This is a genomic window from Roseateles sp. FW301-B2 (genome assembly GCF_058788955.1).
On sequence record NZ_JBYTBE010000001.1, the window covers coordinates 1 to 15438 of the forward strand.

The window sequence follows — 15438 nt, forward strand, 5'->3', positions numbered from 1 at the left end:
CGCCCGTGCCGCGCGAAAGCGTGTGCTACATCACGGCCAGCAACCTTGCCGCGGCAAGGTCTCGGGCGGCTCGGCATGATGGCCAACCCCACGCAACACCCGACCCCCGATGAGCAATCTGAGCGACCACCCGATTTCGCGCCGCTGGCCCGCCCGCCATCCCGAGCGCCTGCAGCTCTACTCGCTGCCCACGCCCAATGGCGTGAAGGTCTCGATCTTTCTGGAAGAAACCGGCCTGGCCTACGAGCCGCATCTGGTCAGCTTTGCCAGCAACGACCAGCTCACGCCCGAATTCCTCAGCCTGAATCCCAACAACAAGATCCCCGCCATCATCGATCCCGATGGCCCGGGCGGGCGGCCGCTGGCGTTGTTCGAGTCCGGCGCCATCCTGCTCTACCTGGCCGAGAAGACCGGCCGGCTGCTGCCCGCCGACGCGGCGCAGCGCTACGAGACCATCCAGTGGCTGATGTTCCAGATGGCCGGCGTCGGGCCGATGTTCGGCCAGGTGGGCTTCTTCCACAAGTTCGCCGGCAAGGACTTCGAGGACAAGCGCCCGCGCGACCGCTACCTGGCCGAGTCGCGCCGCCTGCTGGGCGTGCTGGAGCAACGCCTGCAGGGGCGCGACTGGGTGATGGGCGAGGCCTACAGCATCGCCGACATCGCCATCTTCCCCTGGGTCAACAACCTGATCGAGTTCTACGGCGCCGGCGAGCTGGTGGGCATCGCGGACTTTCCGCAAGTGCTGCGCGCGCTGCGCGCCTTTCTGGATCGCCCGGCGGTGCGGCGCGGGCTGGCGATTCCGCAGCGCGCCGCCTGAGCCGGCCTCAGGCCGCCACCGCCAGGATCACGCTGGAGGCCTTGAACAGCGCGGTGGCGGGCGTGCCCACCGCCAGCCCCAGGGTCTCGGCGCTGGTCTGGGTGACGATGGCGGCTACCGTGCCGCCGCCCGGCAGGGCCAGCAGCACCTCGCAGTTGACCGCGCCCGCGTTCACGCGCAAGACCTGACCCTGCAGCTGGTTGCGCGCCGACAGGCGCAGCGCCGCCGCCGGGCCGGTCATCAGCAGCACCGACGCCGCCTTGATGAGGGCAAAGGCCTTGCTGCCCAGCGTCAGGCCCAGCTCCTCGCGGCTGGCGCGCGTGACCGTCGCCACGATGGTCTGGCCGCCGATGATGGCGAGCTCGATCTCGTCGTTCACCGCGCCGCCGCGGATCGCGCTGACGGTGCCGGCGAACTGGTTGCGCGCGCTGGTGCGCAGCGCGATGCTGCCGGCCAGCGCATAGTCCTCCGCCAGGCCCTGCGACTGGCTGTTCAGCCGCGCCACGAAGCGCTCATGCTCCTGCTGGATCAGGCCCAGGTTGCGCAGCAGCTGGGCGCCGCGCGCGGTCAGGCGGGTGTAGCCGCCACCCTTGCCGCCCGGCCGGCGCTCCAGCAGCGGCTCGCCGGCCAGGTTGTTCATCTGCTCGATCGCGTTCCAGGCGCCCTTGTAGCTGTAGCCGGCGGCCTTGGCGGCTCGGGTCAGCGAGCCCAGCTTGTCGATCTCGGCCAGCAGGGCCAGTTGGCGCGGGCTGGCCAGGGCCTGGCCGGCCTGGCTCAGGTGCAGGCCGGCCTGCAACTGCAGCGGCGCGGCGGCGCGCGGCGCCGGCTTGCCCGGCTTAGCGGGTTTGCGTGATGCGGCCATGGCGCAGCTCCAGGCGCGCTTGTCCAAAGCGCTCCAGGTCCTCGGGATCGTGGGTGATCATCAGCATCGGGAGCTGCAGCTCCTGCAGCAGGCCCTGCAGCTCCTCGCGCATGCGCTCGCGCAACTCGGGGTCCAGGGCGGCGAAGGGCTCGTCCAGCAGCAGGGCGCGCGGCCGGCTCACCAGCGCGCGCGCCAGCGCGGTGCGTTGGCGCTGCCCGCCCGAGAGCTGGTGCGGATGCAGGCCGGCCAGCTCGCTGAGCTCGAAGCGCCGCAGCCAGTGCTCCACCTCCGGATGGGTCCGGCGGGCCCCGGGGTTGAACAGGCCGCGCTGCAGGCCGAAGGCGACGTTCTGACGCAGGTTCAGGTGCGGGAACAGGGCATAGTCCTGGAACAGGTAGCCAAAGCCGCGCCGGCGTGCCGCCAGCGCGATGCCCGCCTGGCTGTCGAACAGGGTCTGGCCCTGGAAGCGGATATGACCGCGGTCGGGTTGCAGCAGGCCGGCGATGGCCTGCAGGCTGAGGCTCTTGCCGGCGCCGGAGGGGCCGTAGATGACGGTTTGCCGGGCAGCGGTCTGGAAGCTGACGTCGAGCATGAAGCTGCGCCCCGCGCCCTGCACGTGCCGCTGGATCTGCACGTCGAAGTTGTTGGCGCCGTCACTCATGCGGCGCTCCGCTGCGGCGCCAGCCAGCGCGCGCTCAGCAGCACCGCGATGCAGCTCAGCGAGGTGATCAGCACCAGGGTGTTGGCGCTGGCGTCCTGGCCCGCCTGCACCGCCTCGTAGACCGCGATCGAGAGCGTCTGCGTCTGCCCCGGGATGCTGCCCGCCACCATCAGGGTGGCGCCGAACTCCCCGAGTGCGCGCGCAAAGGCCAGCAGCACGCCGGCCAGGATGCCGCGCCAGGCCATCGGCAGGCTCACGCGCATGAACACCGCGGCCTCGCTCAAGCCCAGCACGCGCGCGGCGCGCTCCAGCTGCGGGTCGACGTTCTCGAAGGCGGCGCGCGCCGATTTCAGCACCAGCGGAAAGGCCACCACGCTGGCCGCGACGACCGCACCCTGCCAGCTGAAGATCAGCGTGATGCCCAGCTGCTCATGCAGCCAGCCGCCCAGCCAGCCGCGCTTGCCCAGCAGCACCAGCAGGTAGTAGCCCAGCACCGTGGGCGGCAGCACCATCGGCAGGGTGAGCAGGGCGTCCAGCAGCTCGCGGCCGGGGAAGCGCCAGCGCGCCAGCGCAAAGCCCATCGCCGTGCCCAGCAGCAGATTGATGGCCGTAGCCCAAGCCGCCACCTTCAGCGAGAGCGCCAGCGCGACCCAGGCCTCCGGATTCATGGCGTCAGGAAGCCGTGCCGCGCCAGCACCGCCTGGGCGGCGGGCGAGAGCAGGTAGGCGAGGAACTGGCCGGCCGCCTCGGCGTTGGCGCTGCCGGCGCCGACCGTGGTGATGGCGGCCGGGTAGCTGATCGGCGTGGCGGTGGCGACGCTGAAGCGGGCCTGGACCTTGTCCTTCTGCGCGAGCGCGTCGCTGGCATAGACCAGGCCGGCCTCGACCTCGCCGCGCGCCACATAGTCCAGGGCCTGGCGCACATTCTGCGCATAGACGGCCTTGGGCTCGAGCGCCTCCCAGAGCTGCGCCGCCTGCAGCGCCGCCCTGGCATAACGCCCCGCCGGCACGCCCTCCGGTTTGCCCAGCGCGATGCGCCGCACCGCCGGCTGGCGCAGATCGGCCAGCGCCGCCAGCGCCAGGCCGCCCTGCGCCGGGGTCACCAGCACCAGGCGGTTGGCGGCGAAGTTGCGGCGGCTGCCCTTGGCCAGCAGGCCCTGGGCCTCGGCGCGGTCCATGCTCTCCTGGTCGGCCGCGGCGAACACGTCCACCGGCGCGCCCTTGGCGATCTGCGCCAGCAAGGCGTCCGAGGCGGCGAAGTTCAGCAGCAACCGGGTGCCGGGATGCTTGGCCTCGAAGGCAGGCGCCAGTTCGCGGAAGGCATTGCTCAGGCTGGAGGCGGCCGAGACGGTGAGATCGGCGGCGCGGGCGGAGGGCCCGCCGAGACCCAGCAAGGTCAGCAAGCTCAGCAGCAGGGTTGCGGTGGGATGCTTGGGCATGGTGAGCGCAATATAACGCACTACATAACGGATGCACCCATCCGCACCCCATAATCTGCAGCGTCTGCCACCCGGTGCAAAGGCATTCGATCCGATGAGGTCAACGTCGATCCGAACGCAGCTCCTGCTGCTGGTGCTGGCCATGTCGGTGCCGCTGTGCGCCCTGGTGGCGGCGGGCATCTATCTGGACATGCAGGCGACGATTGCGCATACGAAGTCGTCGCTTCGCACGCTCGCGTACACCATGATCCGGAACACCGGCGCCACGGTGGCGAGCGCCCACAACAGTCTGCATCGGCTCGCGGCGCGGCCGCTCGTCAAGCTCGTGGATGGCGAGCATTGCGATCCCGCGCTGCAGGACTTTCTCACCATGAACCCAGCCTATGCCAATGTGGCCTATGCCCGGCTCGACGGCGAGGTGGTCTGTTCGGCGGTGCCGCTGCCCAATGGACGCGGGCGCAATATTGCCGCGACCCCCTGGTTCCAGGCCTTTTTGCGCGAGCCGCGCGCCCTGGTGGGGCTGCCCCATCGGGGGCTCATCACCGGAAAGTGGGTCTCGGTGATCGGCGCGCCGATACGCAACGAGCAGCAGGAGGTGGTGGGTGCGATCTATCTACCGCTCGATCTGTCGGTGCTGGACCCCCATATTCCTGACGCCGGCCTGCCGCCGGACAGCCGCTATGGCTTCTTTGCCGCCGACGGCACCATGATCTGGCGCAATCTGGACCCCGAGGGCGTGATCGGCAGCAAGCCCAACGCGGAGGCGGCGCGCCGCATCGTGGCGGTGCGCGATGGCGAGTTCGAGAGCTTGGCCATCGACGGCGTGGTGCGCTACTTCTCGGTCGTGCCCATGCCCGACACCGGCTGGATCGCCTTTGTGGGTGTGCCGGCGTCGGCCGTCTATCTGGCCGCCAAGCAGCGCGCCATGCTCAGCATGTTGGCCGCGTTGACGGTGATGGGCCTGCTGGCGGTGCTGGCCGCCTGGCTGGCGCATCGCATCATCCGGCCGATCACGCAGCTGGAGCAGGCGGCACGGCGGGTGCATGACGGTGATTTCGGTGCCCGCGCCGCGAGCGCCGGGCCGGGCGAAATCGCGCGCGTCGCGCAGGCCTTCAACGGCATGGCCGACCATATCCAGGCCTCCACGCGCCAGCTCGAAGCGGAGGTCGCCGAGCGCCGCGAGATGGAGGAGCAGGTGCGCCAGATGGCCTTCCGGGATGCCCTGACCCAGTTGCCCAACCGCCGCCTGCTGCACGACCGTCTGAGCCAGGCGATGGCGGCAAGCAAACGCAGCGCCTGCTATGGCGCCCTGATGTACCTGGATCTGGACCATTTCAAGCCGCTCAACGACCGCTATGGGCATGCCGTGGGCGACCTGCTGCTGGTCGATGCGGCGCGGCGTCTGCTCGCCTGCGTGCGCGAGGTCGATACGGTGGCGCGCATAGGCGGCGACGAGTTCGTCGTGATGGTCGGCGAACTGGGCGAGGAGGCCACCGCGTCCACCGCCCAGGCCGAGGCGATTGCACAGAAGATCCGGCACGCCTTGGCGGAGCCGTTTCGACTCAGGGAGCAGCGCGAGGAGGGCGGTGTGCCCTCGATGCTTGAACACGTGGGCAGCGTCAGCATCGGCGTGGTCATGTTTCGAGATCACGAAACCCAGCAGGATGAGTTGATCAAGCAAGCCGATGCCGCCATGTACCAGGCCAAGGCCGCCGGTGGGAACCGGGTCTGCTTCTTCGGGGCCTAGCTGGCGCTGCGGCGTGCCTGCGTCCCGGCATACACTGAACCGGTTGGGACAGAGCAGGACAAACACTTGTTGACCTTGGCTGCATGCGAGCACGCGGCAACGCGGCGATGGGCCCCGGGCTTGGCGCGCCGGCTGCTGGGTCTGGGCCTGCTGATGGCGTTGATTGTTTTCTTCGCGCCGGCGCGGGCGGCCGGCACGCTGCGGGTGCTGGCCTGGCCCGGCTATGCCGAGGCCGAGGTGCTGCGCGAGTTCGAGCAGCGCAGTGGCGCCAAGGTGGAGCTGACCATCGTCGGCTCGGACGAGGCCCTGTGGCACCGGATCAACGCCCGCGGCGGCGCCGATTTCGATGTGTTCGCCGTCAACACCGCCGAGCTGCAGCGCTATATCCAGGCCGGCCTGGTGCAGCCCGTCGACGTGGGCCTGATCGCCAACACCCGCAAGCAGCTGCCGCGCTTTCGCGATCTCGCCGCCATCCCGGGCCTGGTGCATCGCCGCGATGGCCGGGCGCAGACCTTTGCCATCCCCTACACCTATGCAGAGATGGGGCTGATCTACGACAAGCGCCAGCTGCCGGTGCCGCCCAGCTCGATCAGCGCGCTGTGGGACCCGCGCCTGCGCGGCAAGGTGCTGGCCTATGACGGTGGCACGCACAACTTCTCGCTGGCGGCGCAGGCCCTGGGCAGCGGCTCGCCCTTTCGCCTGGCCAGCGCGCAATGGCCGCGCGCGGTGGACAAGCTGATCGAGCTGCGCCGCAATGTGCTGGGTTTCTACAGCCAGCCGGAGGAGTCGGTGCGCCTGTTCCAGCGCCATGGCGCGGCCCTGATGCACGCCAACTACGGCATGCAGCAGGTGCAGTTGCTGAAGGCCGCCGGCATGGACATCGGCTATGTGATGCCGCGCGAGGGTGCGCTGGCCTGGCTGGACTGCTGGGCCATCACGCGCGGCGCGCGCGACCGCAAGCTGGCCCATGTTTGGATCGACACCCTGCTGGCGGCCAAGGCCAGCGAGCTGCTGGTGACGCGCCAGGGCCTGGCCAACACCATCAGCGAAGCGCTGCCGCGCCAGCCCGAGCAGGCTCCGCTGTGGCTGGAACCGGTGGAGGATGCCGCGCGGCGCGAGGCGCTGTGGCAGCGCATCCGTTCGGGCGACCGTGCCGCCAAGGTGCTGGCGCCATGAAGGCGATGAAACTGGGCATTGCCTGGCGCCTGGGGCTGGCGGTGGCGCTGGTGGGCGTGCTGGCGGCCGGGCTGACCGGCTATTACGGCTATGCCACCAGCCGCAGCATGCTGGTGGCGGGGGCCGAGGAGCGCCTGCTCACCGCCACGCGCGTGCTGGCGCGCCAGCTGGTGATCGTGCTGGACGACATCGCCAATGATGTGCGCATGGTGGCCGAGCACCCGCAGGCGGCGCGCCTGCTGCTGCGTGCCAGCCCCGGCGCGCAGAGCGCCGAGGAGGACAACGCGGCGCTGCTGTTCGAGCGCGTGCTGGCCACCCATCCCGAGTACTTCCAGATGCGCTTGATCGACCTCGCCGGCCACGGCCTGGAGCGCATCCGCGTGGACCGCGACGAGCGTGGCCTGGTGCGCGTGCGCGGCGTGGACCTGCAGGAGAAGGGCCATTACCCCTATGTGTACGAGACGCTGGGGCTACCGCCCGGCGCCGTCTACGTCTCCAGCGCCGCCATCAATCATGAGATCGGCGCCCATGCCGGCCTCGACAAGCCGGCGCTGCAGGTGGCTGCGCCGGTGCGCGATGCCCAGGGCCAGGTGCGTGGGCTGGTGGTGATCAACGTCGACCTGAACGGCCTGTTCGCCCAGCTGGCGGGCGATCTGCCGGCCGGCCTGCAGCTCTACCTGAGCAATGGCGCGGGCGATTTTCTGATCCACCCGGACAGCCGGCAGGCCTTTGCCTTCGATCGCGGCCAGAGCGCGCGCATGCAGGACAGCTTCCCGGCCACCGCCGCCCTGGTGGCGGGGGCGCCGGGGCGCGGCGATCATCTGGTGACGACGGTGGCGCCGCCGGGGCAGGGTGCGGTGGTGGCCGCGTTTGTGCGCCAGCCCGCCTCCGAGCTGCGGCAGGAGGAGGACTTCGTGCTCGGCCTGGCCCAGCCGGTGGAGGCGGTGCTGCTGGAAAGCGCGCGGCTTGGCGAGGTCAGCATGCGCATCGTGCTCGGCTTCAGCGCGCTGGCGGTGCTGCTGGCGGCGATGCTGGCGCGCGCGCTGAGCCGGCCGCTCGGGCAGATCGTGCTGGCGGTGCGGCGCTTTGCCGCCGGCGAGCGCGAGGAGGGCGGCCTGCCCACCGCGCGCCGCGACGAGATCGGCCTGCTGGCACGCAGCGTGGCCGACATGCAGCAGCAGATCCGCGCCCAGTTCGCCAAGCTGGAGCAGAAGCAGCAGGAGCTGGATCGCCTGGCCAGCCACGACAGCCTCACCGGCCTGCACAACCGGCGCGTCTTCCTGGACCGGCTCGACCATGCGCTGGCGCATGCCAAGCGCAATCAGGGCCGGCTGGCGCTGCTCTTCATCGACCTGAACAACTTCAAGCACATCAACGACCGGCTGGGCCATGCCGCCGGCGATGCGGTGCTGTGCACGCTGGCGCAGCGGCTGCGCCAACTGGTGCGCGAGGTGGATACGGTGGCCCGCATGGGCGGGGACGAGTTCATCATCCTGCTGGACCAGATCGAGGCCAGCGACGCCGTCGAGACGGTGGCGCAGAAGGTGCGCGAGGCGCTGTCGCTGCCGGTGCACTACGGCGGCGCCGAGCTGCCCTCGGGCGCCAGCATCGGCATCAGCCGCTATCCCGAGGATGGCGAGGGCGCCACCGAGCTGATTGCCGCTGCCGACCAGGCCATGTACCGGGCCAAGGGGCGGCCGGGCTGAACGGCCCAACAAATGAAACGGCGCGGGCGCCGCGCCGAAACGCGCATGAAACCCGGCGATCCGACGATGACGTCATCGATGCCAAGGAGGCATTCGAGTCAACTCAACCACGGATCAAAGGATTCCCCATGAAACTCGCTCTTTCCAGCGCAGCGGCCCTGCTGGCCGTCTTCTGCAGCACCAGCGCTTTTGCCGGTGCGGCCACGCAGACACAGATCGTCAACACCGTGCAGCAGGCCGTGCCGGTGCGCGATGTGTCCTGGCAGACCTGGCGGCTCAAGGGCAACTCGACGCTGCAGGCCGGCGCCGTGGCCGGCGACTTCATGGGCACCGGCAACTACACCGTGCCGCCCGGCAAGCGCCTGGTCGTCGAGCATGTCAGCCTGCACTGCGGCATGACGGGCGCCACGCCCTTCATGTTGCAGGTGGCGGTGGCGCCGCTGGCCAACTACGCCGGCGAGTACACCACGGTGGCCGGCCCGGCCACCGATCTGGGCGGTGGCCAATATCGCGGCGGCGCCATGGTCTCGGTGACGGCCGATGCCGGCGACGTGGTGTTCGGCCGCATCGTGCGCGGCAGCTACTCCTACACGGGCCTGTGCACGCAGACCCTCAGCGGCCGCCTCTACGACGTGCAGTGATGCACGCCAGGGCGCTCAGGCCTTCTTGACGAACTCCGACTTCAGGCCCATCGCACCGATGCCATCGATCTTGCAGTCGATGTCGTGGTCGCCCTCGGTGAGGCGGATGTTCTTGACCTTGGTGCCGACCTTCACCACCAGCGACGAGCCCTTGATCTTCAGGTCCTTGATGACGGTGACGGTGTCGCCGTCCTTCAACTCGCTGCCATTGGCGTCGCGCACCACGCGCACCTCGTCGGCCGCCGGCTCGGCGGCCTGCTTGGACCACTCATGGCCGCATTCCGGGCAGATGAACTGGGTGCCGTCCTCGTAGGTGAGTTCCGAGTGGCACTGGGGGCAGTTGGGCAGGCTGGTCATCGCGCTGTTGCCGTGGCAAGGGTCTGCCCGGCAATCTCCGTAAAGCGCCGGATTGTCCCATGGCGGGCCGGGCTCATTGACTTGATCTTGATCTAGCTCTGGAACTGTGCGCGTGCGCCCCGGCCGGCGTGCCCGCGCGGCGCTAGCATGGCCTTCACCCCTGCAGCCACCCACACAGACCTAGCCATGGTGAAGCCGAGAATCTGGATCCAACTCATTGCCACGATCGCCGTGGCCCTGCTCGTCGTCTGGTCCGGCGTGATCATCTGGCAGGCCTATACCTCGCGCCAGGCGGCGCTGGAGCAGGCGCAGGATTTCTCGCTCAGCATGCACGACGCCACCATGGCCGGACTGACCGGCATGATGGTGACCGGCACGATCGCCCAGCGCGAGGTGCTGCTGGACCAGATCAAGCAGCTCGGCACCATCCGCGATGTGCATGTGCTGCGCGCCGAGGCCGTGACCAAGCTGTTCGGCCCGGGCACAGGCAACGAGGCGGTGGCGCCCGATGCGCGCGAAGCCGAGGTGCTGCGCACCGGCCGCGCCCAGGTCTGGGTGGAGAACGACGCCAAGGGCGAGTACCTGCGCGCGGTGCGGCCCGCGCTGGCGGCCAAGAACTATCTGGGCAAGGACTGCACCGTCTGCCACCAGGCCGCCGAGGGCACGGTGCTGGGCGCGGTGAGCATGAAGGTCTCGCTCGACCGGGTCAACGAAGGCCTGGCGCACCAGCGCGCGATGTCGGTGCTGGCGGCGCTGCTGACCAGCATCCCGGTGCTGGCGCTGATCTACCCCTTCATACGCCGCGTCGTCACCACGCCGCTGAGCCTGGGCATTGCGGCGGCGCGCGAGATCGCCACCGGCGACCTGACCCAGCAGGTGCAGCTCACCTCCAGCAACGAGGTGGGCGATCTGCAGCGCTCGCTGAGGGACATGAGCGACAGCCTGACCGACATCGTCTCGCGCGTGCGCCATGCCACCGACGAGATCTATGCGGCCGCCCAGCAGAGCTCGGACCGCAACGCCGATCTCTCGGCCCGCACCGAGCAGCAGGTGGGCAGCCTGGGCCGCACCGCCCAGTCCATGCACGAACTGACGGCGATGGTGCATCGGAATACCGAAGATGCGCAGCGTGCCAACCAGCTGGCGCAGACGGCCGCGGAGGTGGCGGTCAAGGGCGGCGGTGTGGTGTCGCAGGTGGTCAGCACGATGCAGTCGATCGACAGCTCATCCAAGCGCATCGTCGACATCATTGGCGTGATCGATGGCATCGCCTTCCAGACCAATATCCTGGCGCTGAATGCCGCCGTGGAGGCGGCGCGCGCCGGCGAGCATGGCCGCGGCTTCGCGGTGGTGGCCTCCGAGGTGCGCAGCCTGGCGCAGCGCTCATCGGGCGCGGCCCGCGAGATCAAGGCGCTGATCGACGACTCGGTCGGGCGGGTGCAGACCGGCAGCGAGCTGGTGCAGCAGGCCGGTGCCACCATGACGGAGATCGTGGCCAGCATCAAGCATGTCACCGAGATCATGCAGGCGATCGCGGCCGCCAGCGGCCAGCAGATGATGGGCATCGAGCGGGTGAATGCCACCGTCGACGACATGAACACGGCCACGCAGCAGAACGCCAGCATGGTCGAGCAGGCCGCCGCCGATGCCAAGGCGCTGCAGGAACAGGCCGGCCAGCTCGAGGCGGCGATCCGGCTCTTCAAGCTCAAGCAGTGAGCGCCCAAAGACAAAGCCCCCAGCGTCTTGCGATGCTGGGGGCTTCTTGTTTGGCTCCTCGACCTGGGCTCGAACCAGGGACCTACGGATTAACAGTTCGTGCGCGAACTGGCCGTGAAAGCTGGCCGGCTGCCCGGCGTGGTAGCGGCGCCATGGCTCGGGGCTTCTGGGTCGGGCGATTGAACGACAGGGGTCGGATCACCTGGAGTGACCGATGTGAGAAGGTTTCGAGAAGTGCCCACCGGCGTTCGAAACGCCCCAGCACCCCAAAAATATACCTGCACCGTTCGTCAAACTCGCCGCCCATTCATACGACGGCGGTGGGCGCCTGTTATTCAATGGGTCACCTGCACATATGTCGAGCCGCTTGAGCATGAATTGGTGGCATTGCACACTCGAACATAAATGATGTCCGATACGCTGCCTGGATTAATTGAAACATGCATCAGCGTTGGAGAATCCACGACGGCGGCGCTACCGGACGTATTCCAGCTGTTCGCGCCGCTGCCAACGCCCCATTTGAATTGGACATAACTGATCCCGCTGACAAAGCCAGCGCCGGAAATATCCAGATTCTGCCGAACACCGTTGGCATTCATCGAGCCGGGACTCACCGAGTTGACCGCCGGGGGCACAGCGCTCACCCGCAATGAATCGCTGCCGCTAGTGCATAGATTGAAGTTGCAAACACGCACGTCTATTTTGTCAGCGACCAAGCCGGGATTCATTGAAACCTGAATTTGGTTCGACGAGATGCTGACAACGGTCGCGTCGCGTGGATCGCCCCAGTTGCCGGCGCCGCTGCCGCTGCCATAGCGGAACTGCACCCCACTAAGACCTTTCGCAAATCCATTACCTGAAATGGTCAAGGTCTGGCGCGTGTTATTTGCCACCATGCTGTCGGGGCTCAGTGAGGACAGCATAGGCAGCAGTTGTGTCATCGCAAGTCTGGAAACGCTATCGGTGCAGAGGCTGGCATTGCAGACACGAACATCAATGTTGTCGGCCGCAAACCCAGGATTCATCGCAACTCGAATCTGCGTAGGCGAGACGATGCTAACGGTCGCGTCGCGCGGATCGCCCCAGGCGCCGGCTGCGCTGCCGGTCCCATAACGGAACTGTACGCCAGTGATTCCACTGGTAAATCCGCTCCCACTGATCAATAAGTCCTGGCGCACGCCATTGGCAACCATGGAACCGGGTGTTAATGAGGTCATGACCGGCATCACCATGACCCGAACACTCGCGACATCACGTGAACAGCTGGCGCCATTGCAGATCTGCACGTAGATGGTGTCGGTGACTTTGCCGGGATTCATCGGTATCCGAATTTGATTCGCAGAATCCACGGTCGGCGCGGCATTGGATTCGGTCCATATTCCCGCACCGTTTCCCACGCCCCATCGGAACATCACCTTGCTGCCAGCCACAAAGCCGGCCCCATTGATGGTCAGGGTTTGGTTCTCACCATTGGCTACCAGCATGCCCGGACTGAGCGCCGACACTGTAGGTGATCCCGCAGCGCCAACCACCATCGCTTGGCTGCTGCCACTGGAAGCACCTTTGTCATCGGTGACGACCAGCCTGACTGAATAAGTGCCACCCTTCGCATAGGTACGACTGACGGTTTTGCCACTGGCCCTGCCGCCATCGCCAAAAGCCCATTCGTAACTTGCAATACTGCCGTCGCTGTCGCGCGATGCCGAGGCATCGAAGTTGACCGTCAAGCCACTCACGGTGGCGGTAAAACTGGCCGCCGGCGCCTGGTTCGGTCCCTTCCAGGTCGCAGGATCGCCGCCCGCCTGCCAGATGGCCAGGTTGTTGCTGCTGTACTTGCTGGCCCAACGGTCCGGAACGCCATCCTTGTTGGCGTCGCTCATGTCCAAGGTGACGTCGGGCGCCACCTGGCGTGCCCAGTTCCCCATGACGCTGTTAGCAGCAAAGCGCGCGCGGTAGACGCCGGGCTTGTCAATGACGAGCCAGTAGTCCTTCGTATGTTGGCCATTGGCATTGCGCTCGCCGCTGCCACCGTCCGGCGGATCTATCCAACGATAGCCCACGTCGTTTCCCGCAATCACCTTGGGTGCCTTCCAGGCAGCGAAGGGCAGGAAGGATGGTGGCCCAAACAAAGAACTAAAGGGCGAAGCAAAGTCCTGCACCTTGGCCCGGATATGGATGGCGCGCGAGTCCTTTGGATGCGTGTCGCCCCACAGGATTTCCGGCTCCGTCATTTCCGGCAGGCGAAGAATGGTAGTTTGGTCAATGATTGACATCGACTTGTAAGTCTCATATTTATCAGCGACTGCACCTTCCGGAAAGGTTTTGAAGACATGGGACCAGGCGCGGAGATCTGCGTAGCCGTAAGCATCAAGCCCACCCTGCAACTCCGCCTTCGTCAACCACATGTCCGCGTCGCTAGTCACTCCCTTGGGATCCTGGATTGCCATCGCGGTGGCATGCAAGCCCGCGGAGGCACTCAGCGTTGGCCGAAGTGCCACACCCATCATCGATAGCCCATACACCTCGACTTGCAGTTGCGGCACCAGCGCGATTTCTAAATTGGCTTCCGCATCGCCTTCGCCTTGCAGGCTGAGCTTGAAAGTCGGCTCTCTTTGCGAGGAAATCGTCCATTTTTGTGGATTATTTTCGTCATAGGTCAGGGTATAAGAGAGCTTGGAATAGCCCATGCTTATCTGCTCGGTAGCGTTAATCACGCCGGAAGCCGTGCCGCTGATCTCAAAATCAAGCCTGAACGTACCGTTGAGCACAACGGGCACGCCGCTCACCAAGAATATCTTGGTGAAATTCCTGGGCCCGATAAGCGTCCGAGACTGCGGATTTAATTTACCTTCGCCTGATGCGGTCACGTGCAGCGTTTGGCTGATGTTGACGATGGCATCGAGTCCGACGCTCGCGTTGCCCGGCAAATTAAGATCAAGTTTCAGGGTAGGATCGAACTGGAATGCGAGTGTGTTTTCAATATTTACGTTGCCCGCAAACGAAAAAGCCGACTCGGCCTGACTGAACTGCTCGCTGCCACTGGTGACGACGATATCGATCGACAGTTGCGGGGCTTCGATCCAGTCCGTATTTGCGCAGCCATCTTGTTTGTTGCCAAGATAGGCAATGAAGACGATGGTGTATTTTCCCGGCGCGACATTCTTTGGGTTCAAATAGACCAACGGGTTGTCGACACCGCCTATCGTGCCAGCAAGATCTTTATGGCTGCTATCACCGATAATGTCAAAACGGCAGGCCGAAATCTGCATATTGGTCACGCCTAGCAGAACCTGGAAATTCGGCTTGCCCTCGATCCCAGCAGCGACGGCGACGCTTTTCGGGGCGCTCATATAGCCCCAGTCACCCTTTATCGCGGTGACCTCCTTGCTCAGGGCGAGTTGGCTGGAATCGATTACGCCAAGCTGCCGTGCTGACACGTTCAACAATGGCATTTGGGGCTGTTTCGGGGCGACGCTCGACAGCGTGAATCCCGTTTGCGGCCAATTCACACTACTGCCCTGCGCCGCTTGCTTCACGACAACCCCCAACTGGTTCAACTGCGCCGGCTGCGGCACGCCCGGGATGGCCACGACAGAGGACAGGCTCATCCGAGGCAGCACCTCGCTCAGCGAGGCACGCTGGGTCGCCACCTGGATCAAGCCGTCTGCAATTTTCTGTGCGCTCATCACGCGCAGCAGGAAGCCCTCATTGCGGTCTGATGCCAGGTAGCTGCCCGGTGCCGGCACGGCAACACCGGCTTCTAGCGTTACGCTGGTGCCCGCAGCATCCACGGAACGGATCTGATTGGCGCTCAGTGTCGTCACCGGTGCGATGACCGAATTTGGCGCTGTGTCGGAGACGCGAACGCTCATTAGGTCACCGACGACCCGCCTGCCATTGGCTTCGGCGACCAACTTGAAGCCATGTGAAATACCAGCGGTCAAACCCGTGATCTTGGCTGACAAGCTGCTTCCGCGGAACTTCAGGGTCTGGCTGGATGGGACAAAGTCGTTCTGCTGTGGATTGGCATGCAGCTCATATACCGCCGCCGCCATAGTGGCGGCGTCCTCCGAGGCTGGCAGCCAACTGGCCGTGGCAACACCGGCCTCGCTGGAGGAGAGCTCCACCAGCTTGGCCGTTAGCGGGGCAGGCGCCTCAACCAGCACGGGGGGAACTGGCGTAGGGCTGTTGCCGGCATCGCCACCAGTATCTGCACCACTGCTTCCAGAGCCGCCGCAAGCGGCCAGTGCGGCCAAAACGAATGCTGCAAGTGCGTGCGCAAGCTGACGGTTCTCAGACATCATGCTTTCTCCCTTC

12 protein-coding genes are annotated in these 15438 nt (G+C 66.5%); 6 read left to right on the forward strand and 6 right to left on the reverse strand.

Going from position 1 to position 15438, the window contains the following annotated elements:
- Nucleotides 1-109 precede the first annotated feature (109 nt).
- Entirely contained in the window at nt 110-817 is a 708-nt protein-coding gene (locus tag AC3WQY_RS00005) for a glutathione S-transferase N-terminal domain-containing protein (RefSeq protein WP_285233118.1), read from the forward strand.
- Nucleotides 818-824: 7 nt separating this feature from the next.
- On the opposite strand, the gene AC3WQY_RS00010 is transcribed toward AC3WQY_RS00005, so the two are convergent.
- From AC3WQY_RS00010 to modA, 4 genes are read right to left on the reverse strand one after another with little or no spacing between them, the layout of a single operon-like run.
- Nucleotides 825-1679, reverse strand: a complete 855-nt coding sequence (locus AC3WQY_RS00010) for a TOBE domain-containing protein (RefSeq protein ID WP_492704783.1) — start codon at nt 1677-1679, stop codon at nt 825-827.
- Entirely contained in the window at nt 1654-2340 is a 687-nt protein-coding gene (locus AC3WQY_RS00015) for an ATP-binding cassette domain-containing protein (RefSeq protein ID WP_492704785.1), read from the reverse strand. Before AC3WQY_RS00015 ends, AC3WQY_RS00010 begins: the two co-directional genes overlap by 26 nt.
- Nucleotides 2337-3008 carry a molybdate ABC transporter permease subunit gene (gene modB, locus AC3WQY_RS00020; RefSeq protein ID WP_285233115.1) on the reverse strand — a complete coding sequence of 224 codons (672 nt, stop codon included), beginning with the start codon at nt 3006-3008 and terminating at the stop codon, nt 2337-2339. The genes AC3WQY_RS00015 and modB overlap by 4 nt, the downstream gene beginning before the upstream one ends.
- Nucleotides 3005-3778 (reverse strand): molybdate ABC transporter substrate-binding protein, encoded by a 774-nt coding sequence (modA, locus tag AC3WQY_RS00025; protein ID WP_492704788.1) that lies wholly within the window; start codon nt 3776-3778, stop codon nt 3005-3007. Before modA ends, modB begins: the two co-directional genes overlap by 4 nt.
- Nucleotides 3779-3872: 94 nt before the next feature.
- Here modA and AC3WQY_RS00030 point away from each other — a divergent pair, with 94 nt between their 5' ends.
- The 4 genes from AC3WQY_RS00030 (at nt 3873) to AC3WQY_RS00045 (ending at nt 9048) form a co-directional block, all read left to right on the forward strand.
- Complete coding sequence (locus AC3WQY_RS00030) at nt 3873-5525, forward strand: sensor domain-containing diguanylate cyclase (protein ID WP_492704790.1); 1653 nt, start codon at nt 3873-3875, stop codon at nt 5523-5525.
- A gap of 153 nt (nt 5526-5678) precedes the next feature.
- On the forward strand, nt 5679-6701 hold the full coding sequence (locus AC3WQY_RS00035; RefSeq protein ID WP_492704792.1) for an extracellular solute-binding protein: 1023 nt from the start codon (nt 5679-5681) through the stop codon (nt 6699-6701).
- The gene (locus tag AC3WQY_RS00040; protein WP_492704794.1) at nt 6698-8407 is read left to right on the forward strand and encodes a diguanylate cyclase domain-containing protein; all 1710 of its coding nucleotides are present in this window, start codon (nt 6698-6700) and stop codon (nt 8405-8407) included. Before AC3WQY_RS00035 ends, AC3WQY_RS00040 begins: the two co-directional genes overlap by 4 nt.
- Nucleotides 8408-8535: 128 nt before the next feature.
- Nucleotides 8536-9048 carry a hypothetical protein gene (locus AC3WQY_RS00045; protein WP_492704796.1) on the forward strand — a complete coding sequence of 171 codons (513 nt, stop codon included), beginning with the start codon at nt 8536-8538 and terminating at the stop codon, nt 9046-9048.
- A gap of 15 nt (nt 9049-9063) precedes the next feature.
- Here AC3WQY_RS00045 and AC3WQY_RS00050 read toward each other — a convergent pair whose 3' ends face one another.
- Nucleotides 9064-9405 carry a zinc ribbon domain-containing protein YjdM gene (locus tag AC3WQY_RS00050; RefSeq protein WP_285233109.1) on the reverse strand — a complete coding sequence of 114 codons (342 nt, stop codon included), beginning with the start codon at nt 9403-9405 and terminating at the stop codon, nt 9064-9066.
- A gap of 186 nt (nt 9406-9591) precedes the next feature.
- On the opposite strand from AC3WQY_RS00050, the gene AC3WQY_RS00055 reads away from it, so the two are divergent.
- Nucleotides 9592-11121 carry a methyl-accepting chemotaxis protein gene (locus AC3WQY_RS00055; protein ID WP_285233108.1) on the forward strand — a complete coding sequence of 510 codons (1530 nt, stop codon included), beginning with the start codon at nt 9592-9594 and terminating at the stop codon, nt 11119-11121.
- A gap of 335 nt (nt 11122-11456) precedes the next feature.
- Here AC3WQY_RS00055 and AC3WQY_RS00060 read toward each other — a convergent pair whose 3' ends face one another.
- The gene (locus AC3WQY_RS00060; protein ID WP_492704799.1) at nt 11457-15425 is read right to left on the reverse strand and encodes a PKD domain-containing protein; all 3969 of its coding nucleotides are present in this window, start codon (nt 15423-15425) and stop codon (nt 11457-11459) included.
- Nucleotides 15426-15438 lie beyond the last annotated feature (13 nt).